Origin of the sequence: Aeromonas sp. PI_26, assembly GCF_027854445.1 — a bacterium.
Lineage (GTDB): Bacteria > Pseudomonadota > Gammaproteobacteria > Enterobacterales > Aeromonadaceae > Aeromonas > Aeromonas veronii.
In genome coordinates, this window is record NZ_JAJNOE010000001.1 from 251,322 (window position 1) to 275,831 (window position 24,510).

Annotated in this window: 14 protein-coding genes and 2 tRNA genes; 11 read left to right on the forward strand and 5 right to left on the reverse strand. The window is 61.8% G+C overall.

From position 1 onward, the window contains the following. Positions 1-38: 38 nt before the first annotated feature. Complete coding sequence (tamB, locus tag LRL22_RS01105) at positions 39-3,839, forward strand: autotransporter assembly complex protein TamB (RefSeq protein ID WP_270904508.1); 3,801 nt, start codon at positions 39-41, stop codon at positions 3,837-3,839. Positions 3,840-4,014: 175 nt separating this feature from the next. Here tamB and LRL22_RS01110 read toward each other — a convergent pair. Both LRL22_RS01110 and LRL22_RS01115 read right to left on the reverse strand, forming a co-directional pair. Beyond that, a tRNA-Tyr gene (locus LRL22_RS01110) sits at positions 4,015-4,099 on the reverse strand. A 34-nt stretch (positions 4,100-4,133) separates the two neighbouring features. Next, a tRNA-Tyr gene (locus LRL22_RS01115) sits at positions 4,134-4,218 on the reverse strand. A gap of 124 nt (positions 4,219-4,342) precedes the next feature. Between LRL22_RS01115 and LRL22_RS01120 the strand changes: the two genes are divergently transcribed. Further along, the gene (locus tag LRL22_RS01120; protein ID WP_270904509.1) at positions 4,343-4,852 is read left to right on the forward strand and encodes a VC2046/SO_2500 family protein; all 510 of its coding nucleotides are present in this window, start codon (positions 4,343-4,345) and stop codon (positions 4,850-4,852) included. A 111-nt stretch (positions 4,853-4,963) separates the two neighbouring features. On the opposite strand, the gene hpf is transcribed toward LRL22_RS01120, so the two are convergent. Next, complete coding sequence (gene hpf / locus LRL22_RS01125; protein ID WP_005334257.1) at positions 4,964-5,302, reverse strand: ribosome hibernation-promoting factor, HPF/YfiA family; 339 nt, start codon at positions 5,300-5,302, stop codon at positions 4,964-4,966. A gap of 368 nt (positions 5,303-5,670) precedes the next feature. Between hpf and LRL22_RS01130 the strand changes: the two genes are divergently transcribed. From LRL22_RS01130 to LRL22_RS01140, 3 genes are all read left to right on the forward strand, one after another. Continuing rightward, positions 5,671-8,175: a putative bifunctional diguanylate cyclase/phosphodiesterase gene (locus LRL22_RS01130; RefSeq protein WP_270904510.1), complete on the forward strand. Its 2,505-nt coding sequence runs from the start codon at positions 5,671-5,673 to the stop codon at positions 8,173-8,175. A gap of 99 nt (positions 8,176-8,274) precedes the next feature. Beyond that, positions 8,275-10,176, forward strand: a complete 1,902-nt coding sequence (locus LRL22_RS01135) for a transglycosylase SLT domain-containing protein (RefSeq protein WP_270904511.1) — start codon at positions 8,275-8,277, stop codon at positions 10,174-10,176. 177 nt (positions 10,177-10,353) lie between these two features. Continuing rightward, entirely contained in the window at positions 10,354-11,352 is a 999-nt protein-coding gene (locus LRL22_RS01140) for a LacI family DNA-binding transcriptional regulator (RefSeq protein WP_201990420.1), read from the forward strand. A gap of 77 nt (positions 11,353-11,429) precedes the next feature. On the opposite strand, the gene LRL22_RS01145 is transcribed toward LRL22_RS01140, so the two are convergent. Both LRL22_RS01145 and LRL22_RS01150 read right to left on the reverse strand, forming a co-directional pair. Continuing rightward, the gene (locus LRL22_RS01145; RefSeq protein ID WP_270904512.1) at positions 11,430-12,494 is read right to left on the reverse strand and encodes a 3-deoxy-7-phosphoheptulonate synthase; all 1,065 of its coding nucleotides are present in this window, start codon (positions 12,492-12,494) and stop codon (positions 11,430-11,432) included. A gap of 126 nt (positions 12,495-12,620) precedes the next feature. Beyond that, a complete protein-coding gene (locus LRL22_RS01150; RefSeq protein ID WP_270904513.1) occupies positions 12,621-14,573 on the reverse strand; it encodes a TonB-dependent receptor domain-containing protein in 1,953 nt (650 codons plus the stop codon). A 266-nt stretch (positions 14,574-14,839) separates the two neighbouring features. Here LRL22_RS01150 and LRL22_RS01155 point away from each other — a divergent pair, with 266 nt between their 5' ends. The 6 genes from LRL22_RS01155 (at position 14,840) to LRL22_RS01180 (ending at position 24,306) form a co-directional block, all read left to right on the forward strand. Further along, the gene (locus LRL22_RS01155; RefSeq protein WP_270904514.1) at positions 14,840-15,988 is read left to right on the forward strand and encodes an isochorismate synthase; all 1,149 of its coding nucleotides are present in this window, start codon (positions 14,840-14,842) and stop codon (positions 15,986-15,988) included. Then, entirely contained in the window at positions 15,985-17,631 is a 1,647-nt protein-coding gene (locus LRL22_RS01160; protein WP_270904515.1) for a (2,3-dihydroxybenzoyl)adenylate synthase, read from the forward strand. The genes LRL22_RS01155 and LRL22_RS01160 overlap by 4 nt, the downstream gene beginning before the upstream one ends. Then, complete coding sequence (locus LRL22_RS01165) at positions 17,628-18,560, forward strand: isochorismatase family protein (RefSeq protein ID WP_270904516.1); 933 nt, start codon at positions 17,628-17,630, stop codon at positions 18,558-18,560. The genes LRL22_RS01160 and LRL22_RS01165 overlap by 4 nt, the downstream gene beginning before the upstream one ends. Then, on the forward strand, positions 18,557-19,324 hold the full coding sequence (gene dhbA / locus LRL22_RS01170) for a 2,3-dihydro-2,3-dihydroxybenzoate dehydrogenase (protein WP_270904517.1): 768 nt from the start codon (positions 18,557-18,559) through the stop codon (positions 19,322-19,324). Before LRL22_RS01165 ends, dhbA begins: the two co-directional genes overlap by 4 nt. A 126-nt stretch (positions 19,325-19,450) precedes the next feature. Further along, positions 19,451-23,440 carry an amino acid adenylation domain-containing protein gene (locus tag LRL22_RS01175; RefSeq protein ID WP_270904518.1) on the forward strand — a complete coding sequence of 1,330 codons (3,990 nt, stop codon included), beginning with the start codon at positions 19,451-19,453 and terminating at the stop codon, positions 23,438-23,440. Then, complete coding sequence (locus LRL22_RS01180; RefSeq protein ID WP_270904519.1) at positions 23,437-24,306, forward strand: hypothetical protein; 870 nt, start codon at positions 23,437-23,439, stop codon at positions 24,304-24,306. Before LRL22_RS01175 ends, LRL22_RS01180 begins: the two co-directional genes overlap by 4 nt. Positions 24,307-24,510 lie beyond the last annotated feature (204 nt).

Consider the following 24,510-nt stretch of genomic DNA (forward strand, 5'->3'; position numbering starts at 1 on the left):
TGGCCGCTGCGGCTGTATCTTGCGCGGGGGTCTGCATTGTGATCTGGCTAAAACGTATTTTTCTCTGGCTGATGGGGCTGGTGTTCCTGCTGCTCATCGGCGTCAGCCTGCTGGGCTTTACCCATCAGGGCAACAAGTGGTTGTGGCAACAGGCCAAGGGGGCGCTGCCCTCCCTAAAGGGGGAGCTGGTGGCCGGTCAGCTTGGCTATGGCTGGACCCTGGAAGGGGCCGGCTGGCAGGATGAGCTGGTGGATGTCACGGTGGATCGCGCCGTGCTCGACTGGGATCTTGGCAAGTTGCTGCAGGGCAAACTCTGGATCAAATCGCTTGAAGTGACTCATCCGGTGGTGAAGGTAGCCGACTCGGAGCCTGCACCGGAAGAGCCGTCGGAGCCTTTTGTCTGGCATCCGCTCCCCCTCAAAATTCAGGTCGACAGCCTCAAGGTAGCTGACCTCGATCTGGCGGTACCCGGTGTTGCTGTGACCCTGGGGTCCCTCGATATCGGCGCCACCCTCAATCACAAGGGGCTGATTGTACGCGGCCCGGTGCTCGATAACTTGAAGGTGACGCTGGATGACGCGGCGCCCGCCAGCGCAGCCAAATCTGCCAAGCAGCCGGCCGCTAACGAGAAGCAAGCCGTGACTGCGGTTGCTCGTACCGACAAGGCCAGCGCCAAGACCGTCAAACAGGGCAAAGGGACGCCAGTTGCGAACACGGCAAAGGCAGCCCCCATTCTCCTGCCCGCCATTCATCTTCCTTTCCCCATCCAGCTGGAAGGGGTCAGCGCGACCCGGGTGCAATATAAGCAGGGCGAGATGATTGAAGGGCTCGACAAGCTGCTGCTGTCGGCCACTGCCGCCGACGATCGTATCGAAGTGCGCGAGCTTTCGCTGCGCCACACCATGGCCGATCTGGCGCTCAAGGGACACATCCAGCTAAGTGATGACTACCCGCTGGCGGTGACGCTGGATGCCAAGGTCCGCAAGGGGCTGCTGGATGGCGAGCTGCAAGGGGAACAGGCCACGCTGGCGCTGAGCGGTTCGGTCGGCAAACTGGGGTTGACGTTGTCGGCCAAGGGGCCGATCGCCGCCAATCTCAAGGGCTCGCTGGCCTCGCTCGACCCGGATCTCCCTTTTGATTTGGCCCTCGACTGGAAGAGCCTAGGCTGGCCGTTGCACAAGCCTGCCAAAGATGAGCCGAGCTATCGGCTGGATAAAGGGTGCCTGACTGCCAAGGGCAAGCTCTCCGGCTATCAATTTGCCCTCAATACCTCCGGCAAGGGGACCGATGTTCCCCCCTTCAAGCTTGCGCTGGACGGGAAGGGGGATCTGGAGCGGCTCAGCAAGATCGCTTTGCTGCTCAATGCCCTCAAGGGGGAGCTGAAGCTCGATGGCAAGCTCGCCTGGAACAAGGGGATCGAGTGGCAGGGGACCACCCTGTTCAAGGGGATCAATCCGGCCGAGCTGCTGCCCGAGCTGAAAGGGACGCTGGCCGGTGAGCTGGAGAGCCGTTTCGTGATGAACGAAGCGGGCCACTGGGAGCTGAAACTGCCCAAGCTCAAGGTGGATGGCAAACTCAACCAGTACCCGCTGGCCCTCAAGGGGGAGCTTAGCGGCAACGACAAGATGGAGTGGCTGATCCCGGCGCTCTCGCTGCAAAGTGGCCCCAACCAGTTGCAGGCCAAGGGCAGTATCAGCAGCGCCCAGTGGAAGCTCGATGCCAACCTGCAGGCTCCCCAGCTGGGGGGAATCTATCCCGGCCTGAAAGGGGATATCAAGGGGCAGGTGAAGGTCAGTGGCAATCAGCAGACGCCAAAAATCGATGCGGATCTCGCCTCCGAGCGGCTCTACTATGCCGGTACCGACCTGAAGGGTGTTAGCCTCAAGGGCAATGCGGTGATCGGCGCCAAACCGGCCGGTGAGCTCGCGTTGTTGGTGGCGCAGTTGAAACAGGGCGAAACCAAGCTCAGCCAGCTTGCCCTGAACCTCAGCGGCGACCTCAATCAGCACCTGTTGACCCTGACCATGAAGGGTGACCCTGTTGCGGCCAACCTCAAACTGGGGGGCGGCGTGCGGGGGGATCACTGGCGCGGGGCGCTTTCCGAGTTGCAGCTGAAAACCCCGCTGCGCCGTTGGGACTTGAACTCCCCCTGGGCACTGGATCTCGATCTGCCGCGTCAGCGGCTGGCGATGGGGGATCTCTGCCTCGGTTCCCAGGGGGCCAGCCTCTGCGTCAAGGGGAGTCAGGTCTCCGCTGCGCAGGGGACTCTGGAGTTTGCCCTGAGCGAGTTTGATCTCAAGCGGCTGCGCCCCTGGTTGCCGGACAATTTCCGCTGGCAGGCGATGCTCTCCGCCGATGGCCGCGCTAGCTGGCGTGGCAATCAGCCGACCCTGCATGCGGTGGTGCGCACCACGCCGGGCACTTTTGTGGCAGATGGTCTCAAGACTGATTATCAGCAGCTGGCTCTGGCCCTGGATTTCGAGCGGCAGCAGGCGGCCATTCGCCTCGATTTTGCCTCCAAGCAGATCGGCAATATCGATACCGATTTGCTGATCAGGGAGCCTGCCGGTCGCGGTCTGCTCGGCGGTCAGCTCAAGTTTGACGATCTCAAGCTCAATACCTTCGCGCCGCTCATCCCTGAGGTGCGCTCCCTGCAAGGGATCATCTCCGCCGATGCCCGCTTCGACGGCACCCTGGCGGCGCCCCTGCTGTTTGGCCAGCTCAACCTGCGTGACGGTGAAGTGCAGACCCACTCCGACATGGTGACCCTGACCAAGCTGGTGACCCGCCTCAAGATTGAAGGCAACCGTGCCGAGCTGGATGGTTCCATGCTGGTTGGCAAGGGGCCGCTGGCACTGGGCGGCTGGCTCAGCTGGGCCAAGATGCCGGTCAGCGGCAGCCTCACTATTCAGGGCAAGGATCTGGAGGCGCAATATCCGGGCATGGGCCGGGTAAGAGTCTCGCCCGATATCGCGGTGTCGCTGGGGGAGGAGACCCGCATTACCGGTCAGGTGGATATTCCCTGGGCGCGCATTCTGGTCAAGAGCCTGCCGGATTCGGCGGTGGCGGTCTCCGACGATGTGACTGTGGTCTATGACGATCTGCCCCCGGCTCCCAAGCAGGCCAGCCTGCCGCTGGCGATGAAGGTGGCGATCCGCCTTGGCAACGATGTGAAGCTCGATGCCATGGGGCTGAAGACCGATGTCTCCGGCGGTCTCAATATCCGTCAGGACCCCGAGAAACCGCTGGCAGGCAACGGCCAGCTGGTGCTGACCAACGGCCGCTTCAAGGCATATGGTCAGAACCTCATCATCAAGGAGGGGCGGATCCTCTTCTCCGGTCCGCTGGATCGGCCCTTCCTCAACATCGAAGCCAACCGGGATCCCGATACCATCGAGGGTCAGGTGACGGTCGGGGTGCGGGTGACAGGCCCTGCCAGCAAGCCGGAGATCACTGTCTACTCCGAGCCGCAGATGGCGCAGTCGGAACAGCTCTCCTATCTGCTGCGCGGCAAAGGGTTGCAGACCGGCGGTGAGGATGGCGGTTTCAACGGCCTGCTGGTAGCCGGTGCTGTGAGTCAGGCCAACGGCGTGGTGTCGAGCATCGGCGAGTCGCTGGGGATGAGCGATGTCTCTCTCGATACCGCGGGCAGTGGCGACAACACCCAGGTGACGCTGTCTGCATATCTGCTGCCGGGCCTGCAGTTCCAGTACGGGGTCGGGGTCTTCAGCCCCATCGCCGAGTTCAAGCTGCGCTACGAGGTATTGCCACGGCTCTATCTGCAGGCGATGAGCGGGGTGGCTCAGGCGGTCGATATCTTCTATCGCTTTACTCTGTAACGCTTCATCCCGTAACAGGGCTGATATGAACGTAAACGGGAGGCGCAGACCTCCCGTTTTTTATTGCGCGATCGGCTGCAGGCAAACAGCGATAAGGGGCTGGAGGGCAGAGGAATAACGGATTGGGCAGACCAGAAATGCGAAAACCCGGCGCTAGGCCGGGCTTTCTGAATGATGGTGGAGGGAGAAGGATTCGAACCTTCGAAGGCAGAGCCGTCAGATTTACAGTCTGATCCCTTTGGCCGCTCGGGAACCCCTCCACGGGGTATTGCTTTCAACTTGTCGCACTTGAAATGGTGGAGGGAGAAGGATTCGAACCTTCGAAGGCAGAGCCGTCAGATTTACAGTCTGATCCCTTTGGCCGCTCGGGAACCCCTCCACAAGTGCGAGGCGCATACTAACAGATCTTCCGGTTTTGTGAACCCCCAAGCAGGATTTTTCCATTAAAAGAATTGGATTTGTGGCCGATAACCAGTGAAATCGCCATTTTCGAGAGTTATCTCATGCTGCCCAGTTCAATCCGTAATCACCTGCTCGTTGATGAGGGCCAGTTGGGGCAGCGCCTCAACCGTGACCTGCAGCATGGGGATCGGGCTGATTTCCGGTTGCATCTGGCCCTGCTGACCGATGCGGTGGAGGAACAGCCTTGGTTTGATGCCAAACCGGCGGCCACTCCCCAGAGCCGTGACTGGCGTCTGCACTTTGCGCTGAGACCGGCAGAGGTGCTGGTGGCTGAAGGGGCGGGGAGTGACTGCAGTGCCATCAATGAGCGGTTGCAGCAAGGGGGAAGCATGGTGGATGTGCGGCTCTGGCTGGCGCTGCAAACACCGCCGCTGGCGGTCAAAAAGCCGCTGATGGATGAGGCTGTCTACGACAACCTGTCACCGCTTGCGCGGGAGCGGTTGCAAGGAAAGCTGGCCGATATGCCACGCCAGGAGGACCCGCTGGTATTGCTGCCGATCCTCGATCGTTTGCAAGAGGGGGTGGATACCCGGTTGCACTGGCTCAGTTGATGGCGCCTGTTCACTGGTGTAACGCGATGTTTGTCGGCAAATCACAGGCAACAAAAAGGCGGGTGACCCCGCCTTTATGCCCTTTGGAATTTTTAGCCTTGCGGCATGCAATCAAGCGTCAGCTTCATCCGGTTGCGGCTGCTCTTTGAGCGCGGCATTGGCACGACGGGCAATCGGCTTTTCGGTGTGACGGTTGAGTTGGCGCTCCAGTTTTTGCCCCAGTTCGTTGATGGCGGCGTAGAGATCCTCATGCTCTGCCTGGGCAAACAGTTTGCCGTTGGGGATGCCAGCACTGGCTTCGACAGTGAACATCAGACGCTCTTTGGAAACAATCACATGGGGTGTGATGAGAGGCACCTGAAGACGTTCGAGCTTTTCAAAACGGGATTCGATGCGCTCGCGGATAGCCGGGGTGATGTCGATGATTTTGCTGGTAATTTCGATTTTCATATTGGCCCCCTTCGGGTCGTCTTGCTTGTGTCTTCACCTTCAGATTACTCATTGGTAAAGATTGAAATGTGATCCATGTCACATAACCTTCCCTTAGCTATTCAGCAACTTATAAATTGTGATCTTTTCCGGTTTCGTGCCAAAAACAGCTTGAGCTCCATGAAACTGGCAGGCAGTATGACGGGAATAGGATCGTTTCTGTCCCTTCTTGGCAGCACTTCGTGTCGACCTCATGTCCGGTTTCCACTGCTTGATATCGCATGTTTGTACTCTTCCCTCGCAACCTCTGATCTGATGAGCGGATGCAGGGGGCGTTGCTATGCCTGATTGGACATCAAACGTGGTTGGTTGTTGTGTTGGAGTGGTAAATGAAGCAGCAGGCCACGCAAGTCATGTGGTTTTTCGATCGGCAACATGATCAGTGGAGTCTCTCTGATCAGGGGGCCTACCAGCAGTGGCAAGGGGAGGGCAATCATCCCTGGGCTGCTCGCCTGTTACCGGAAGATGAGGCAGGCTTTGCCGACTTTCTCGTCCGGCTTCATGAATCACATCTGCCTGAACAGTTCATCGGTCATCTGAAAGATGATCAGGGGCAGCTCAACCATGTGCTCTGGAGCGGCCAGTTTGTGCCCACCCAGCAGATCTGCTGTGGCTGGCTGGCCCCTCTTGATACCGCCAACAGTGCGGTATCCTCCCTCAATCTCTCTTTGCCGTTGCTGCAAACCACCCTGCTCACCCAGTTGGCGCAGGCGCTCTCTGCCCGCACCGGGCTCGATTTCTTCAATACCTTGGTCAGCCAGCTGGCCCATATCCTCAAGGTGGATGCGGTCTGGGTGGGGGAGTTGTGCGGTGCCGACCGGGTCAAAGTGCTGGCCGCCGACGGGCTGGCGCAGAAGGACTATCCGCTGGCGGGAGCCCCCTGTCAGGAGCTCTACAAGCAAGGGGCCATCTGTTTCGAGGTGATCGACGAGTCGCAGGAGTATCAACCCTGGCTGGCGGCCGGGCAGACTTATTATGGTCAGCCGCTGTTTGATGCCAGAGGCCAACTTCTGGGCCATCTGGCGTTGCTCTATTCGGCTCCGGCAGATACCAGCAACCTCACCTCGGTGCTCAATACCTTTTCGGTACGGATGGTGGCAGAGCTGGAGCGATTGCAATCAGATGCCCAGATGCGCCTCTCTGCTGTTGCATTCGAGACCCACGAAGGGATCATCATCACGGATCCGGGGTTCAAGATCCTGCGGGTCAACAACGCCTTCAGCCAGATCACCGGCTTTGACAGCCAGTCGGTGCTGGGTCTGCATCTGGAAGAGGATCTCTGGCCAAATCTGGGGGGACTCGGTTACGAGCTCAATACCCTCAGCCGCTGGCAGGGGGAGACCCAGCGTCGCCATGTCGATGGTCACACCTATCCCCAGTGGGAGATAGTGACACCGGTGCAGGATGAGAAAGGGGTGATCAGCCACTTTGTCATCTGCTTCGAGGATATCTCCGAGCGCAAGGCGGCCGAGCGACGCATTCAGGATCTCGCCTATTACGACGAGCTGACCGGATTGCCCAATCGCCGTCAGCTCCACGAGACTCTGGTGCAGACCTTCAACGAGGCGACCCGCGATGGCTTGATTGGTGCGCTGCTCTTTATCGATCTCGACCACTTCAAGACCATCAACGACTCCCTCGGCCATGCCACCGGTGACTGGCTGCTCAAGGAGGTCGCCGCCCGTCTCAAACGGTTGGTGCGGCAAGGAGATTGCCTGGCCCGCCTCGGCGGTGACGAGTTTGTGCTGCTGTTGCCATCGCTCTCGGCCAGCCCGCCCCAGGCGGAGATGCAGGCCGATATCATTGCCGAACGGCTTATCACCGAGATTGCCGCTCCTTATACCTATGTGGGGCAGGTGCTGCACATTGGCGCCAGCGTTGGCATTACCCTGTTTCCGGATCGGGAGCAGGGGGTCGATGATCTGCTCAAGCAGGCGGATACCGCCATGTATCAGGCCAAGTCCGCTGGCCGCAAGACCCGTCGCTTCTTCGATGCCTCGATGCAGCAGCAGGCGGATCGCCGTCTGCTCATTCACAACGAATTGCGTAACGCCCTCAGCCAGCAAGAGCTGACCCTCTACTATCAGCCCCAGCATATGGTCGATGGCGGCGATATCATCGGTGTCGAGGCGCTCATTCGCTGGCAGCCGGCCGGTCGCTCGATGGTCTCACCGGCCGAGTTTATTCCCATCGCCGAGGAGACGGACCTGATTGTCGATATCGGCAACTGGGTGCTGCACGAGGCGTGCGCCCAGTATGTGCTGTGGGAGGAGAACGGCATCCACATTCCGCAGATCTCGGTCAACGTCAGTGCCAAGCAGTTCCATGCCACCGATTTTGTCGAGCGGATCCACGATGTGTTGGCGCAAACCGGCATGGATCCGGCCTGCCTCAATCTGGAGATCACCGAGTCCGTGGTGCTGGGCCATGCCGAGGACACCATCAGCAAGATGACCGAGCTCAAGGAGCTCGGCATCAGCTTTGCCATCGACGATTTTGGCGCCGGTTACTCATCCCTGAGCTACCTCAAGCGGCTGCCTGCCGATGAGCTCAAGATCGACCGCTCCTTCATTCAGGACATCCCGAAAGATGGCGACAACATGGCCATCGTCGAGGCGGTGATCGCCATGGCGCGCCATATGGGCTTTAACGTCACGGCGGAAGGAGTGGAGTCCCGTCAGCAACTGGAGTTTCTCAAGGCGCAGGGGTGTAGTTTCTATCAGGGCTATCTCGCCTCCAAGCCGCTGCCGGTGCCCTATCTGGAGAAATATGTACAGCGGCTGACCAGACCGGAACAACTGCGTGAAATGCAGCTGAGCGAGGCAGAAAAATAGTCCCTGCTCCCCGCTGTAGCGCTGCCCGGCAACGGGTAGAATGAGAGGCAGTAGACCCACCGCCACCGGGCGGTGTATTGCCCTCAATGGAGATGTTCAGTGAAAGCTGTATGGGGAATTGTTTTGTCGGCGCTGTTCGTGCCGACCTTGATGGCGCAGACTGCCGACCAGACGCTCTACCGTCAGGCGTATGACGCCGTACGGGCCAATGATCAGGTCCGTTTCCAGCAAATTCGTGCCCGTTTGACCCATTACCCCCTGCTCCCTTACCTCGATTACTATCAGCTCGCCTTTCGTCCGGGGGCGGCCGATTACAACGATGTGACCCGCTTTATCCGCCAGCATGGGGATACCCCCCAGTCCAACCGGCTGGAGCGCAGTTATCTGACCTATCTGGCCCAGAGCCAGCAGTGGTCGCAGTTCCTGCGCTTCTATCCGGCCAAGCCGAGCTCCACCGACCTGCTCTGCATGCACTATCAGGCGCTCTATTACACCGGCAAGCCGAAAGAGGCGTTGCAGGGGGCGGGCAAGATCTGGATGAGCGGTCAATCGCGCCCCGATGCCTGCTCCCCACTATTTCAGCTGTGGCAGGCATCCGGTCAGCGAACTCAGGAGAAGATCTGGCAGCGGATGGCGCTGGCGTTCGAGGCGGAAAACCCCAACCTGATCCGCCACCTTGGCGCGACCCTGGGTAGCGGCTTGCAAAGCTATGGCGATCAGATGGTGACCCTGTTCGAGCAGCCTGCCAAGGCGATGAACCCGGCCTATTTCAGCAGCAATCCTTATTCCCGCAAGCTGCTCTCCCTCGGTTTGACCCGCTATGCCAATCAGGAGCCGGAGTCGGTGCTGCGCCAGCTTGCGCTGTTTCGCAGCCGTTTCGGCCTGACCCAGGCCGAGGTGAAACCGGTAGAGCGTGCCATTGCCCGCCGCCTGCTGCTGGATCGCTCCATAGCCCAGCGCAGCTGGGTCGACAGCACGGTGAAAAAGATGGCGGATCCCGACATCACCGAGCTGCGGGCACGACTGGCCATCTGGGAGCAGGATTGGCGTGGCCTCTCCGGCTGGGTGAAGATGATGCCGATGGCCCGTCAGAAAGAGGATCGCTGGCGCTACTGGATGGCGCGCTCTCTTGAAGTACAGGGGCAGCAAAAACCGGCGCGGGATCTCTATCTGGAGACCGCCAACCTGCGCGGTTTCTACGGCTTTATGGCCGCCCAGCGCACCGGCGTGCCCTATCGCATCAAGAACCAGAGCGTCAAGCATGTACCGGACTGGCGCACGGCCAGCCAGCGCTGGCCCTTCCTGTTGCGGGTGCGCGAATTGCTCTCGATGAACGAGATTGCGGCGGCCCGCTCGGAGTGGATCCACAACATGGATCGCAATCCGGTGGCCCAGCGCATCGAGTTTGGCCATATCGCCCTCAATCAGGGCTGGCACGAGCTGGCCATTCTCGCCAGCATTCGCGCCGAGGCGTGGGATGCCCTCGACCTGCGCTTCCCGCTGCCGCTCAAACGCACCTTCTCCCAGATGGCGCAAGAGCGCACCATGAACACCAGTTTGCTCTATGCCATTTCCCGTCAGGAGAGTGCCCTCTATCCGCTGGCCCAGTCGCCGGTGGGGGCGCGCGGTCTGATGCAACTGATGCCTGCTACTGCCAAAGAGACTGCCGGCAAGCTGGGGGTGCCCTATCGCAACGAGCAGCAACTGTTTGATCCGACGATGAATATTCGTCTGGGGAGCGCCTATCTCAAGCGCTTGCTGGATGTCTATGATGGCAACCGGATCCTGGCGGCGGCCGCCTACAACGCCGGGCCAGGACGGGTAAAACGCTGGCGAGAGCAGAGTGACAACAAGCCGATGGACGTGTGGGTCGAGAGCATCCCCTACAAGGAGACCCGCAACTACGTGCAAAACGTCTTGTCGTTCGATCTCATTTATCAGCACAAGCTGCAGCAGCCGCTGCGCTTCATGTCAGAGCGGGAGCTCAATCACGCCTATTGAGTCGGGGGCCGCAAGCCGGCCCCTGTTTTCAAATTTCCCTGCTGCCGGGTATCATCGGGTAAGGTTTTGTTACCAAAGGAAACATGCCTGGTGACCTGGCTCCGGGAATTGCATCAGGCCGCAGGGTATACTCGGGCGTCGGCATCGACAGGTTCCCCCACAATAAAGGAATGGATAGTGGCAACGATTAAAGACGTTTCTCAGCTGGCAAATGTGTCTATCTCCACCGTGTCGCGGGTTATCAACAACACGGCACAGGTAGCACCGGAAAAGCGTGAGGCCGTACTGGCGGCCATGAAGGAACTGAATTTTCGACCCAACAGTTTTGCCCAGGCACTGGTCAGCAAGCGTTCCAACTGCATTGGCGTGCTGGTGGGCGACCTCTGCGGCGGCCCCTTCTTTGCCCAGATGATGCGTGGCATCGAAACCATGGTCGATCAGGCCAACAAGTTCACCATCGTCATGTCTGGCAACCATGATATCGCGCGCGAGCGTCACGCCATTCAGGCGCTGCTGCAGCGCCAGTGCGATGCGCTGATCCTCCACAGCAAGGCGCTTCCGGACGAGGAGCTGAGCGAGCTGGCGGCTGGCTCAACCCCCATCGTTTTCATCAACCGTCAGGTACCGGGCTTTGAGGATCGCTGCGTCTGGCTCGATAACCAGGCGGGGATCACCACCGCGTGCCAGTACTTGCTGGATGCCGGGCATCGCAACATCGCCTTTATCACCTCCGATGATGAAGAGTTTGTCGATGGTCAGCAGCGGATGGCCGGTTACACCCAGACTCTGGCCAGAGCCGGGATCGCCTTTGATCCTGCACTCGTCAGCCGCGCCTTTGCCGACGAAAATGGCGGCTATGTGGCGATGAGTGAACTGCTGGCCCGTGGTGTCGAGTTCACGGCCGTGCTCGGTTTCAACGACGGCATGGTGGCGGGGGCGATCTCTTGCCTGCTGGAGCGGGGTTACAAGATCCCGCAGCAGGTGTCGGTGGTGGGGTTCGACGATATCCCCTACGCCCGCTACATCTATCCCAAGCTCACCACAGTGCGCTACCCCATCGAGGAGATGGGCAGCCGCGCTGCTGAACTGGCGCTGCGCCTGCTCGATCACAAGCCGGTAGACGGCCTGGCGCTCAAGTTTGAAGCCCAGCTGGTGGAGCGTGAGTCAGTCGCCTGACGTGCGTCAAACAGTGAACAACAGTGTGGCCCCATCGGGGCCACACTGTTTTCTGAGTTATCTCTCTAATCCGCCATTTATCCCGCCAGGGCGATCCGCTGCTGGCGGCGTGCCTCCACCCCTTCTGCCACCATATCGAGCAGCCGCCTTGTCTGTTCCCAGCCGATACAGCTATCGGTGATCGACTGGCCGTAGCGCAGCGGTTTGCTGCCGATATCCTGACGCCCTTCGCAGATAAAACTTTCCACCATGATGGCGGCGATGGCATGGCTACCAGCACCCAGCTGGTCGGCAATGTCACGGGCAACCAGCAGCTGGCGGGCATGCTGCTTCTGGCTGTTGCCGTGGCTGCAATCGATCATCAGCCGGGGTGACAGATGATGCTGGCGCAGCAGCTCGCCAGCCTCTGTCACATGATTGCTCTGATAGTTGGGCTGGCGGCCACCTCGCAGGATCAGGTGGCAGTCGGGGTTGCCATGGCTGCGCACCAGTGCCAGCTGGCCATCACCGGAAGGCTGGGTATAGAGGTGGGCTGCCCGGCTGGCGAGGATCGCCTCTACCGCGATCCGGATATTGCCGTCGGTACCGTTTTTAAAACCGATGGGGCAGGGAAGGGCCGAGGCCAGCTGACGGTGGAGCTGGGATTCAGTGGTGCGGGCACCGATGGCACCCCAGCTGATGAGATCCCCCAGATAGAGCATGCTGGTGAGATCGAGAAATTCGGTGGCACAGGCGAGCCCTCCCTGTCCAAGGGCCAGAAGTAACTCCCGGGCCAGCGATAGGCCCTTTTCCAGCCGATCGCTGCCATCGAGGTCGGGATCGAAGATAAATCCTTTCCAGCCGAGCGTCGTGCGCGGCTTTTCGAAATAGGTACGCATCACCAGTTGCAGCTGCTCCCCGTATTGGCCCTGTAGTTCAGCCAGCCGGCCACCATAGTCGCGGGCGGCTGCCGGATCGTGAATGGAGCAGGGGCCGATCACCAGCAGCAGGCGATCATCCTCTCCCTGCAGAATATGGCGGGCTTGCTGGCGGCTGCGTGCGATCTGGCGAGCGAGCCGTGCCGGACAGGGTCTGGCCTTTAACATCTCGTCAGGGGTGGGCAGGGTGGCAAGGGGTGAAGCATTCAGAAGTGAGGTGAACATGAGCGATCCTGATGACAAATGGAAATCTGCATGCTCTTTGCTGTCCAGTGGGGATCTTCCCCTTATTCTCTTGGTTAACAGAGCGCGGGCATGGGCCCGCGCTCTGTTATATCGGCCTTGGCTACCTTAGAAGCGGGCTGAGCCGCTGACGTAGTAGCTGCGACCCGGTTCGATGTTCTGGAAGACGGTGTCTTTCTCTTGCAGGCGCACGTCGGTCAGGTTGTTGATCCCCAGTCGCAGGTCAAAGTTCTCGGTGACCTTGAAGCCGGTGCCGAGATCGAAGGTCTGATAGCTGGGCAGCTTGTGCAGTACGACAACCTTGTTGACGGTCTGCTCGGCAAACTGGGTGCCGGTGTAGGTGGTGCCGACAAAGGCATTTACCCGCTCGGTGGCCTGCCAGGTGATCTTGGCATTGGCCTTGTGCTCCGGCCGCTCGGGCAGTGCCTGACCCTGATCGCCTTCAGCCTTGAGGTTGGTGTAGTTGGCGCCAAGGTTGATATCGTCGGTCAGATCGAGTTTGCCGGTCAGCTCCAGCCCCTTGGTGGTGGCTTTCTCCAGGTTGTACCAGGTGCGGTCAGTGGAGTTCGGCAACTGCTTGAAGGTGAGCATGTCGTCGATGTCGGAGTAGAAGAGGGTGGCGCTGGTCTCCCAGATCCCTTCTCCTGCGATGACACCCAGCTCGTAGTTGGTGCTGGTTTCCGGCTTGACCTTGTCGCTGCCATAGATGCGGCAGCTGCCGCCGCAGCTCTCGATGCTGTAACCGTTGGAGTACTGGTGCGGCGCCGGTGCCTTGAAGGCCTGGCTGACACCGCCTTTCACTGTCACCACATCGTTCATCTCATAGACCAGATAGCCGCGCGGGGTGAAGTGGCTGCCGTAGATCTCGTGGTGATCGTAACGGCCGCCCAGCGTGAAGGTCAGGCTGTCGGTCAGGCCAATTTCGTCCTGAGCGAACAGCGCCTCCTGAGAGTGACTCTCTTTACCGCCGATATCCTTGTAGCTCACCGCATCCACCAGCTCCCGGTCCAGATATTCACCACCCAGGGTCAGGTAGTGGTTGGCCAGCGCCAGGTTGGTATAGCCCTTGAGGGTCAGGGTGTTCTCTTCTAGCTCCCGCTGCTGCGGGGCCGAGTAGCTGGTGTTGAAGTCGTCGATCTGGGAGGTCTCGTAGTTGGCCATGACGGTGGTGTCACCCCAGCTCCAGTTCCCCTTGTGAGTCAGGCCAAACAGGTTGCGATCATTCTGCTGCTGGCGGCTGTGAACCTTGTTGCCGGTCTTGCGGAAGATATCGAGAGGCCGCTCATCCTGGTTGTAGAGATAGTCAAACTCGAAGCGTTGCTGCTCATCCACCAGCCAGCTCAGGGTGGAGGCAAAGTTACGGGTCTGTTTGGCTTCGATAAGGGGGATGCCGTCAGCAGCTTCGGTGGGGGTCCAGGCTTGACGATCATACACCTCGCCGTTCATCCGGATCAGCAGGTTGTCGGTCAGCGGGCCGGTAAAGCCCAGGTTGGTTCTGTGCTGATCGCCGCCATCCTTGCCCTCGATGGCTTTGAAGTCGGCATCGGCCGCCCCTTGCCAGGTTTTGCCCAGCTGCTTGGTGATGATGTTGATGACACCACCGATGGCATCGGAGCCGTAAAGTGCCGACATGGGGCCACGGATCACCTCGACCCGCTGGATCATGCCAAGGGGCACGGGAGTGTTGTCGAAGTTGCCGCCGCGCCACAGGGCATTGGAGGAGGAGAGGCGTTTGCCATCGACCAGTACCAGGGTGTATTTGCCGGACATGCCGCGAATGCCGATATCGCTGCGGCCATTGGTGTCAGCTTCAGCCTGAATGCCCACTTCGTGGCGCAGCAGGTCGGCAAGGTCATTGACCGGCGCGGCGGCGATCTGTTCGGCCGTGATGACAGAGATAGAGGCCGGTGCCGAGCGGGTATTGTGCGCCGTGGTGGTGACGGTGATCACCTCATCGGCTTGAGGGGCGTTGCTGGCGGCGATCGCTTGCTGGGTCAGCAGAGTGACGATGGTGGTGGCCAGCAGGCTGGGAGCAATAAAACTGGAGGTTGAGGATTTCATTATTTACATCTTCCATAATATACAAATGATAAGCGTTATCATTATCAAGTTGAATTTGCTCCGATCGCAACTCTTTTTTATCGGCGAAGTTCAGTTTCGTTCGTCACCTGCTTTTGACTAAAAAGAAGTTAATGAAATTGATTCTCATTTGTATTGATCGTTTTTTCGCTCCTTGTTAGGATGCCGTTCACCCTGACATCTGGTGAGTCAAATGACTCACTTTAAGTCGTGTCAGGCAGTGATTCATTCCAAGGAGTAGCACCGTCATGTGTGACCATGCACTGGAAGGAGAGTGGCCCGCCACAGCGGTCGGGCTGGATAAAGTGTGCTGTTTTGCCAGCGGTGACAGGGTTCTGGTCGCTTCCGGTATCCACGACAGTTTTACCGGCATCCCACCGGAGAAGCTGCTCGCTCATCTGCGTCAGTTGCGTCAACAGGGGATGGCCAATCCCATCGCCATCGGCGCCATTCCGTTTGATACCCAATCCCCCTGGCATCTGGTGATCCCGGCGCAATCGCAGTGGGTCAAACGAGATGCGTTGTTACCCGCCCGCTGTTGCCAGCTCCATGGCGAGGTGAGCGAAGTGACCGGCTCCGCCCACTATCAGGGGGCGGTGCGGGCAGCGTTGCAGCAGTTCAGCGAGGGGCAACTAGAGAAAGTGGTGTTGTCGCGCGCCATTGATGTGCAGAGCGCAGAGCAGACCTCCCCCGCACACGCCTTTGGCTCTCTGCTGGCCCAGAATCCGGGCGCCTATGTGTTCCAGATCCCGCTGCCTGAGGGAGAGACCCTGCTTGGCGCCAGCCCCGAGCTGCTGGTATCGCGCAGCGAGATGGCGGTGGTAAGCAATCCACTGGCGGGCTCCCGTCCGCGCCACACGTTTTCCGATCAACAGGCAGCTAGTGCCGAACTGCTGGGGGCCCAGAAGGATCGCTATGAACATGCGCTGGTGGCCGATGCAGTCGCTGCGGCCCTCTCTCCCTTCTGCCGCGAGCTGGATGTTCCCCCGGAGCCGCAGGTGATCGCCACTCCTACCATGTGGCACCTCTCGACCCGTATCGCCGGGCGGCTCCATGAACCCTCTCCCGTGCTGGCACTGGCGTTGGCGCTGCACCCGACACCGGCGGTATGCGGCACGCCGCTCTCGGCTGCGCGTCAGGCCATCTCCCGGCTTGAGGGGTACGATCGCCGCTTCTACTGCGGCGCCGTCGGCTGGATGGATGCCGACGGCAATGGCGAGTGGGTGGTTACCATCCGCTGTGGCGTGCTGGCCGGCAGGCAACTGCGGCTCTATGCCGGCGCCGGGGTGGTGGTGGGCTCTTCGCCGGAAGCGGAGTGGCAGGAGACCGCCGCCAAGCTCGGCACCATGCTGCGGGCGTTTGGCCTCGAAAGCCGGGAGCCGGAGGTAACCGCATGAAGCCGCTGGTGCCCTTTACCCCCTGGCCCGCCGAGCTGGCAGCCCACTACCGGGCACAAGGGTGGTGGCGCGGGCAAGCGCTCACCGCCCTGCTCGATGACTCTGCCGAACGTTATCCCGAGCGCACGGCCCTGATCTGCGGCGAGCGAACCCTCAGTTATGGCCAGTTAAAGCGTGAGGTCGATGCGCTGGCGGCGCGGCTGGCCGCGCGCGGGCTGGGCCATGGCGATACCGCGCTGGTGCAGTTGCCCAACTGCGCCGAGTTCTATATCTGCTGGTTTGCCCTGATCCGCTGCGGCGTGGTGGCGGTGCATGCCCTCTACAGTCATCAGCGGCGCGAGCTGGTGGCCTTTGCCCGCCAGATTGAGCCCGCCTTGCTGGTACTCAGCCCCTCCCATCCCGGCTTTGCCGGTGAAGCGGGGAGCCTCGTGGCCCTTGATGAGCTGGTATCTCCTTCCTGCCAGACACTGCTGTTCGAGCAGGCTGAAGGCTCCGATCTTCAGTCAGGATTTGCATGGTGTCAGCCTGACCCGATAGCCCGTGCTGATGGTTCGCCGCTGACGGCTATCGCGCCAACTCCTACCCCGGCCGATCAAGTCGCTTTTTTCCAGCTCTCCGGCGGCAGCACCGGCACCCCCAAACTGATCCCCCGTACCCACGATGACTATGGCTACAGCGTGCGCCAGAGCGTAGCGGTGTGCGGTTGGGATGAGCGGGTGATCTATCTCTGCGCCCTGCCAGCGCCCCACAACTTTCCCCTGAGTTCCCCCGGGGCACTCGGGGTGTTTTATGCCGGTGGCTGCGTGGTGCTGGCAAAGGATCCTTCCGCCGCAACCTGTCTGCCGCTGGTGCAACGCCATCAGGTCAACTGGGCGGCGCTGGTGCCACCGGCTCTGGCGCTCTGGCTGGAGGCGGCCAGCCACTATCCGCAGACCTCTCTGGAGTGTGTGCAGGTGGGCGGTGCGCGCCTCAGCCCAGCTCATGCCGATGCGGTAGCGAGCCGCCTTGGTTGCCGCTTGCAGCAGGTGTTTGGCATGGCCGAGGGGCTGGTCAACTACACCCGCATCGAGGATGACCAGTGGCACATCGTCAATACCCAGGGTCGCCCGATGAGCCCGGGCGACGAGGTCGAGGTGCGGGGCAGCGACGGACGCCCCTTGCCAGATGGCGAGTGCGGCGAGCTCTGGACGCGTGGCCCCTACACCTTTCGCGGCTACTTCAAGGCTGATGCCCACAATCAGCGGGCTTTTGATCGGGACGGTTTCTACTGCACCGGCGATCTGGTCTGCCGCTTGCCCGGCGGTCATCTGATGGTAGTGGGGCGCAACAAGGATCAGATCAACCGGGGTGGGGAGAAGATCGACGCCCTCGAGATTGAAGAGCTGTTGCTGACCCACCCGGAGGTGCGGCAGGCGGCACTGGTCGCCATGCCTGATCCCATGCTCGGGGAGCGCAGCTGCGCCTTTCTGATGTGCCGCGAGCCCCTCAATTTGCCCCGCTTGCGCCGTTTCCTGCGCGAGCAGGGTGTGGCCGATTACAAACTGCCCGATCGCCTGGTGCTGGTGGAGCAACTGCCCCACACCCCGGTCGGCAAGATAGACAAACAGAGGCTGCGCGAGCAGCTCGCCAAGGAGTGTGCATGACCATTCAATCCCTCGCCGCCTATCCGCTGCCTACCGCCGAGGAGCTGCCTACCGAGCGGGTGAACTGGCCCTTCGAACCGGGCCGCGCCGCCTTGCTGGTCCACGATATGCAGCACTATTTCGTCGACTTCTACGGGCCCGACAATCCGCTGATCAATCAGGTCATCGACCATATCGCCACCCTGATCCGTCAGGCGCGAGCTCTTGGCATGCCGGTGGTCTATACCGCCCAGCCCGCTGAGCAGAGTCAGGCCGATCGGGCGCTGCTCAACGACATGTGGGGGCCCGGATTGACCCGGGCGCCGGAGCGTCAGCCGATTGTTTCGGCGCTGGCCCCCGAGCCGCAGGATACGGTGCTGACCAAGTGGCGCTACAGCGCTTTTTGCCGCTCACCGCTGGCCGAGCTGATGGCCGGATGGGGGCGGGATCAGCTGGTGATCTGCGGCATCTACGGTCATATCGGGGTGATGCAGACGGCGGTCGATGCTTTTATGCGCGATATCCGTCCCTTCCTGGTGGCAGATGCCATCGCCGACTTCTCCCGCGAGGATCACCTGCTGGCGCTCTCCTACGTCAGCCGCAATGCCGGTCGGGTGATTACCGTGGCCGAGGTGATGGCGGCCAGCAAACGCCCTCTGACTCGCGAGTCACTGTGTGATCTGGTGTTGGCGCGGCTGCCCGCCGAGATGCAGCAGGAGCAGCCCACCGAGGATGACAACCTGCTCGACTACGGTCTCGATTCGCTGGCGGTGATGGGGCTGGTGGAAGAGTGGCGTCAGCAGGGGCTGGTGGTGGAGCTGGCCGAGCTGGCCCGTAACCCGACCCTGGCTCACTGGTGGGCGCTCCTCTCCCGTCAACCCAATGTCAGTCAGGCCACGGCTTATCAGGTCAACGAAGATCACGTCAGCGAACCGGAGTGCACCCCATGAGCGAGTGGCAAGGCAGAACCGTCTGGGTGACCGGCGCGGCGCAGGGAATTGGCCATGCGGTGGCGCGCACCTTTGCCGGGGCGGGGGCCAGCGTGGTGGCGTTCGATCTGCAACTGGCCGAGGCACTGCCCGGCAACGTGAAGGGGGTGGTGATCGATGTGAGCGACAGCGAGGCTGTGACCCGCTGCTGCGAACAGCTGCTGGACGAGGGGCTGGGGCCCGATGTGCTGGTCAATGTCGCCGGCGTACTGGCGACCGGCAGGATCGGTGAGGTGGATGACGCCCTCTTGCAGCGCACCTTCGCCATCAACACCTTCGCCCCCTTCTACCTGATGCGGGCCCTGACCCCCTGGTTTCAGGGACGGCGCAGGGGCGCCATCGTCAATGTCTCCTCCAATGCCGGTCGGGTGCCGCGAGTGGGTATGGGCATCTATGGCGCCTCCAAGGCGGCGCTGACCAGCCTGACCCGAACTGCTGGGTTGGAGCTTGCCCCCTACGGCGTGCGCTGCAATCTGGTGTCGCCGGGCTCAACTCGCACCCCGATGCTGTACGGCATGTGGCAGGAGGGGGAGGCGGAGCTGCGCAAAGGGGAGCTGCGTACCATCGCGGGTCTGCCCGGGCAGTTCAAGCTGGGGATCCCCCTTGGCAAACTTGGGACCCCCGATGAGGTGGCTGCCTGCGTGCTGTTTCTCGCCTCCGATGCGGCCAGCCATATCACCCTGCAGGATCTGGTGGTCGATGGCGGTGCCACTCTGGGGGTCTAGCCCGCGCGCTGCCGATCTGGCAGGCGTGACACTCTACTTTATGGAGGAGGCCTGGCCTCCTCGCTTTTCAGCCATGCGGGCAGGAGCAACTCACTGCCCGCTTGATGTTTGCGCAAGGACATTCCCATGGAACAGACAATGGCGATGCGCGCCACCCACCTGCGTGGGGAGCAGCCGCGCTGGTCGCTTACCACAGCTCAGGCGGGCATCTGGTTTGCCCAGCAAAAATACCCGCAGAGCCCCGCATGCAATACCGGCGAGTACTGGCTGCTGGAGGGGGCGCTGGCTCCCCATCACTTCACCCGAGCGGTGCGTCAGACCATCGACGAGATCCCCGGTCTGCACTACGCCTTTGTGTCTACTGCCGATGGCCCGCAGATGGTGGCCAACCCGGCTTGCTGGCAGCTGGCAGAGCGGGATCTGCGCAGCGAAGCCGACCCGCTCGCCGCTGCGCAGGCCGAGATGCGTGCGCAGTTGGCCGTCCCCTTCAATCTGGCCGGGGGGGCGCTGTTTGCCACCACCCTCTATCGCCTGGGCGAGGGGCGGTGGGCCTGGTTTATCGCCGTGCACCATATCGCCATCGACGGCTTTGGCCTGAGTTTGCTCTGCCAGCGGGTGGTGAGCTGGTATGAGGCGCTTTGTGCGGGCGAACAGCCTGCCCCCTGCCGTTATGCGACTCAGCATGAGTTGTTGGCCGAGGAGGCGGCCTATCAGGATTCGCCTCGCGCCGCGCGGGATCGCGATTTCTTCGTGCAGCAGCTGGCCGGGGTGGAGAACCCCGCGTCAATCTCCCGACGTCCGGCGCAAGGGCCAGGTCCCACTTATCGTTTCGAACAGCGGCTGGCAGGCCGCCAGTGGCAGGCATTGGTGGCACGGGCGAGTCGCTCGGCCTGTCACCCCTACAGCTTGCTGCTGGCGGCAGTGGCCAGCTATGTGCAGCGAATGAGCGGCGCTGGCGAGGTGGTGCTGGGTATTCCGCTGATGGGGCGGCTGGGCTCAGCGGCGGCCGATACCCCCTGCATGAAGGTCAATGTGGTGCCCCTGCGCATTGAGCTGAGCGGCACCAGCCGGGTAGGGGAGTTGCTGGCACAGGTTGAGCGGCAATTTGCCGCCCTGCGCCGTCATCAGGGCTGCCGTCAGGAGTGGTTGCAACAGCGCCAGCCGGGTCAGCCGCTGTTTGGCCCTCAGGTCAATTTGATGCCCTTTGCCCGAACCCTCAGCGTTGGTGAAGGGCACAACCAGGTTCGTGGCGAGGTGCAGGTGCTGGCGGCGGGGCCGGTGGAGGAGTGCGCCTTCTACTTTGCCGAGGAGGCGGGCGCGATGACCCTGACCCTCGAAGCACATCAGGGGCGCTTCAGCCATCAGGAGAGCGAACGTCATCTGGCCCGACTGCTGGCCTATCTGGCCGCCTGGAGTGAGGCGGATGACGAGGCCCTGGCGGTGCGTTTGCCGCTGTTGCTGCCCTGCGAGCAGGCTGAGCTGGCGCGCTGGAACCAGACCGACCATCTGTTGCCGACTACCACCCTGAGCGCACTGCTGGCCGAAGGGCTGGCGGCGGCAGATCAGAGCGCCATCGCGCTGGGGTGTGGCGCCGAGAGCTGGAGTGTGGCCGAGTTGCGCCAGCGCACCCGCCAGCTGGCCAGCTATCTGGCGGGGAGGGGCGTGGGCCCCGGTTGTCGGGTGGCGGTGGTGATCCCGCGCTCTCCCGAGCTTATCCTCGCCCAGCAGGCCATCATGGCGGTGGGTGCCGTTTATGTGCCCGTTGACCCGGACTATCCGGCGGAGCGGATCGGCTACATTCTCGCCAGCAGCGATCCTGCGCTGGTGCTGACCAGTCGCACCTTGCGGATGCCGCTCGATGTGGTCGCGCCACTTGTCTGCCTCGATGCCCCCGGTGTGGCAGAGCAGCTGGCGACGATAGAAGTGGTGGCGACAGAACCTTGTGATCTGCCAGCCCCCAAACCGGAAGATGCGGCCTACATCATCTACACCTCCGGCTCGACCGGTCGGCCCAAAGGAGTGGTGGTGAGCCACGGTGCCATCGTCAACCGGCTGCTCTGGATGCAGCACATGTATCCCATCGGCCCGGCGGATCGGGTGCTGCAAAAGACCCCGGCCGGTTTCGATGTCTCCATCTGGGAGTTTTTCTGGCCCTTTATGACCGGGGCGCGGCTGGTGCTCGCCAAACCGGGTGGCCACAAGGATCCCGCCTACCTTGCCGAGCTGATTGAGCAGGCCGGGATCACCACCTTGCACTTTGTCCCCTCCATGCTGCAGATCTTTGTCACTCAGGCCGAGCCTGCGCGTTGCCGCGCCCTGCGCCAGGTATTCTGCTCCGGCGAGGCGCTGTCCGCGGATCTGGTGCAGCGCTGGTATGGGACATTCTCAGCCCCCCTGCACAACCTCTATGGCCCGACCGAGGCGGCGGTGGATGTCACCTGGTATCCCTGCCGGGCAGACGAGGCGGTGACCAGCGTGCCCATCGGCTATCCGGTCTGGAATACCTGCATCCACATTCTCGACCCCTGGTTGCAGCCTGTGCCGCCCGGTGTAGCGGGGGAGCTCTGGATTGGCGGCGTACAGGTGGCGGATGGCTACTTTGGTCAGCCCGAGCTCACTGCCGAGCGCTTTATTGCCAATCCCTTCGGGACGGGACGGCTCTATCGCAGCGGCGATCTGGCTGCCTGGCGCGAGGATGGCGCCATCGAGTATCTGGGGCGCCTCGATTTTCAGGTGAAGATCCGTGGCCAGCGCATCGAGCTGGAGGAGATCGAGCAGGTGCTGCTGCGCCACCCCCGGGTGGTGCAGGCGGTGGTGCTGGCCCCCGAATTTGCCCCCGGCGATCGCCGTCTGGTGGCCTATGTGGTAGCCGCAGATAGCAGAGATCTGACGCTGGCCGAGCTGGTACCCACCCTTGGCGCTTCCTTGCCTGACTACATGGTGCCGGGGCTCTTGGTAAACTTGGCCGAGCTGCCGCTTACCCCCAATGGCAAGCTGGATCGCAAGGGGTTGCCGCTGCCCGATATGGCGTTGGCGGTGGGTCAGGCGCTGCCGAAAACCCTGCTGGAGGAGCGGCTCTGTCGCCTCTTCGCCGAGATACTGGGGCTGGCGCGGGTCGGCGCCGACGATAACTTCTTTGCCCTCGGTGGTCACTCCCTGCTGGCGGCGCAGCTGGTGGTGCGCATTGAAGAGTCGACCGGACAGGCGCTCACTCTGGCCAGCCTGTTCGAAGCGCCGAGCCCTGCCCAGCTGGCGCGCCGTCTTGGCGGCGAACGGGAGGCAATGCCCATGCTGTTGCCCCTGCGAGCGTCCGGTGCGCAGGCGGGTACATCGGGCCCCACCCTCTTTTGCGTCCATCCCGCCGGCGGGCTCGGCTGGTGTTATGCGCCATTGGTGCCCCATCTGCCGACCGACATGGCCGTCTATGCCCTGCAGGCACGGGCGCTCTGCCAGCCGGATGCACCGCTGCCCGCCAGCTTTGACGAGCTGGCCCTCGACTATGTGACTGAGCTGCGTCGTCAGCAGAGCGAGGGGCCCTACTGGCTGCTCGGCTGGTCGCTCGGGGGCATGCTGGTGCACCGGATGGCCGCCATGTTGCAAGAGCAGGGACAGGAGGTGGCCATGGTGCTGCTGCTCGATGCCTACCCCTGTCAGCAGTGGCAGACCCAGCCGTTGCCCGACGAGCAGCGGATGCTCGATGCGCTGCTGCGGATGGGGGGGATTGCGGTTGCGGACGAGGCGCTCGATTCCCTTACTCGGGGCGACGTGGTGGCCAGGCTGGGAGCGGAGGGGAGTGCGCTGGCCATGCTCGACGAGCAGGTGGTGAGCGCCATGATTGAGCTGGTGGGCCACAACAACCGGCTGATCCGTCAGCCGGTCGACTACTGCTACCACGGGGAGGTGATCTTTATCGAGGCGTCAGCTTCCCGCCAGCCCTGGCTGGATGGACGTGGCTGGGAGCCGCTGACAAAAGGTGAAATCCGCTATGAGCGCTTCCCCTGCCTGCATCAGGAGATGGTGCATCCCGACTGGTTGGCGAAGATCGGCGCTTTTATTTGTGAGCGGGTCGATGGGGTCGGGCAACAACCGCACATCCGGCAGGAAGGGGATGCATGACCCCGGTTGCCGCCATCCGAGAAGCCTTGCAGGCGGGCAAGCTGGTGGGGCTGGGGGAGCCGCACTGGCACCCGGATTTTATCCGGCGCCAGCACGCCTGGCTGTGTGATCCGGCGCTCTGGGGAATCATGACCGATCTGGTGCTGGAGTGCGGCAACCGCCGCCATCAAGGCTTGCTCGATGCCTGGCTGGCGGGTGAGGTGCGCTGGCAAGGGGAGCCGCTGACGCTGGCGCGGCTCTATCCGGTCTGGCTCGACTCCTGTGCCTTTCCCGCTTGGATGGCCCCCGAGTTTCCGGCTCTCTTTTCCGCTCTGCGCCAGAGCAATCTGGCGCGCCCTGCACATATGCGGCTGCGGGTGCATCTCTGCGAGCCCTCGTTCGAGTGGCAGGAGATGAGCCCGGAGCGATGGCAGCAGCACAACAGGGGGCGGGATCAGGCGCTGGCCGACTATCTTTTTGCACTTCCCGCCCGCGGCGTGGTGGTGTTGGCTGGGGCGCGCCATCTGCTCAAAGCCGCAGGGGATCCCCACTTTGCGCAGCCGACGCTGGGTCAGTTGCTGGAGGCGGCAAGGCCGGGTTGGCTGCAGGTGCTTCACCCCTGGCCAATGGTTGCTGGGAAGGGAGATGAGGAAGAGGCGCGGGTGTGCGAGTTGGCCGATATCACAACTGTCGAGCTGTATCCCCACTGGCCGACGCATCCGCCGCTGGAGACTCTTATCGACAGGTTGGTGCGCGTGACTGACCGGGGACGGGAGATGCAAATTTGCCCCACCTTGCAGGCCGAGCCCTGGCGCAGCCGCTTGTTGAACCGTGCTCACCTGCTGCCAGTTGGCATGGCCCGCCAGCTGCAACAGTGGCTGGCGTAACTGTTGGTTGGAGTAACCGCTGACTTGAGTAACAGAAGGGGGAGCCAGGCTCCCCTTTTTCACATTTGGCATCCTGCGTTCAGTGCTGCAAAGTTGCACCATTTACGGCATACATTGCCACTCATCGCCGAAAATTCAGCTCCTTCGCTACTTTAAAGAAGTTTCTACTGGTCTTACCTGAGTAAATCTCTTTGCTTTTTATTT

Coding starts and splice junctions, on each gene's coding strand:
- hpf (WP_005334257.1), bottom strand. CDS start 5,302: ATGAAAATCGAAATTACCAGCAAAATCATCGACATCACCCCGGCTATC.
- LRL22_RS01180 (WP_270904519.1), top strand. CDS start 23,437: ATGACCCCGGTTGCCGCCATCCGAGAAGCCTTGCAGGCGGGCAAGCTG.
- LRL22_RS01165 (WP_270904516.1), top strand. CDS start 17,628: ATGACCATTCAATCCCTCGCCGCCTATCCGCTGCCTACCGCCGAGGAG.
- LRL22_RS01150 (WP_270904513.1), bottom strand. CDS start 14,573: ATGAAATCCTCAACCTCCAGTTTTATTGCTCCCAGCCTGCTGGCCACC.
- LRL22_RS01160 (WP_270904515.1), top strand. CDS start 15,985: ATGAAGCCGCTGGTGCCCTTTACCCCCTGGCCCGCCGAGCTGGCAGCC.
- LRL22_RS01155 (WP_270904514.1), top strand. CDS start 14,840: ATGTGTGACCATGCACTGGAAGGAGAGTGGCCCGCCACAGCGGTCGGG.
- LRL22_RS01130 (WP_270904510.1), top strand. CDS start 5,671: ATGAAGCAGCAGGCCACGCAAGTCATGTGGTTTTTCGATCGGCAACAT.
- dhbA (WP_270904517.1), top strand. CDS start 18,557: ATGAGCGAGTGGCAAGGCAGAACCGTCTGGGTGACCGGCGCGGCGCAG.
- LRL22_RS01175 (WP_270904518.1), top strand. CDS start 19,451: ATGGAACAGACAATGGCGATGCGCGCCACCCACCTGCGTGGGGAGCAG.
- LRL22_RS01120 (WP_270904509.1), top strand. CDS start 4,343: ATGCTGCCCAGTTCAATCCGTAATCACCTGCTCGTTGATGAGGGCCAG.
- LRL22_RS01145 (WP_270904512.1), bottom strand. CDS start 12,494: ATGTTCACCTCACTTCTGAATGCTTCACCCCTTGCCACCCTGCCCACC.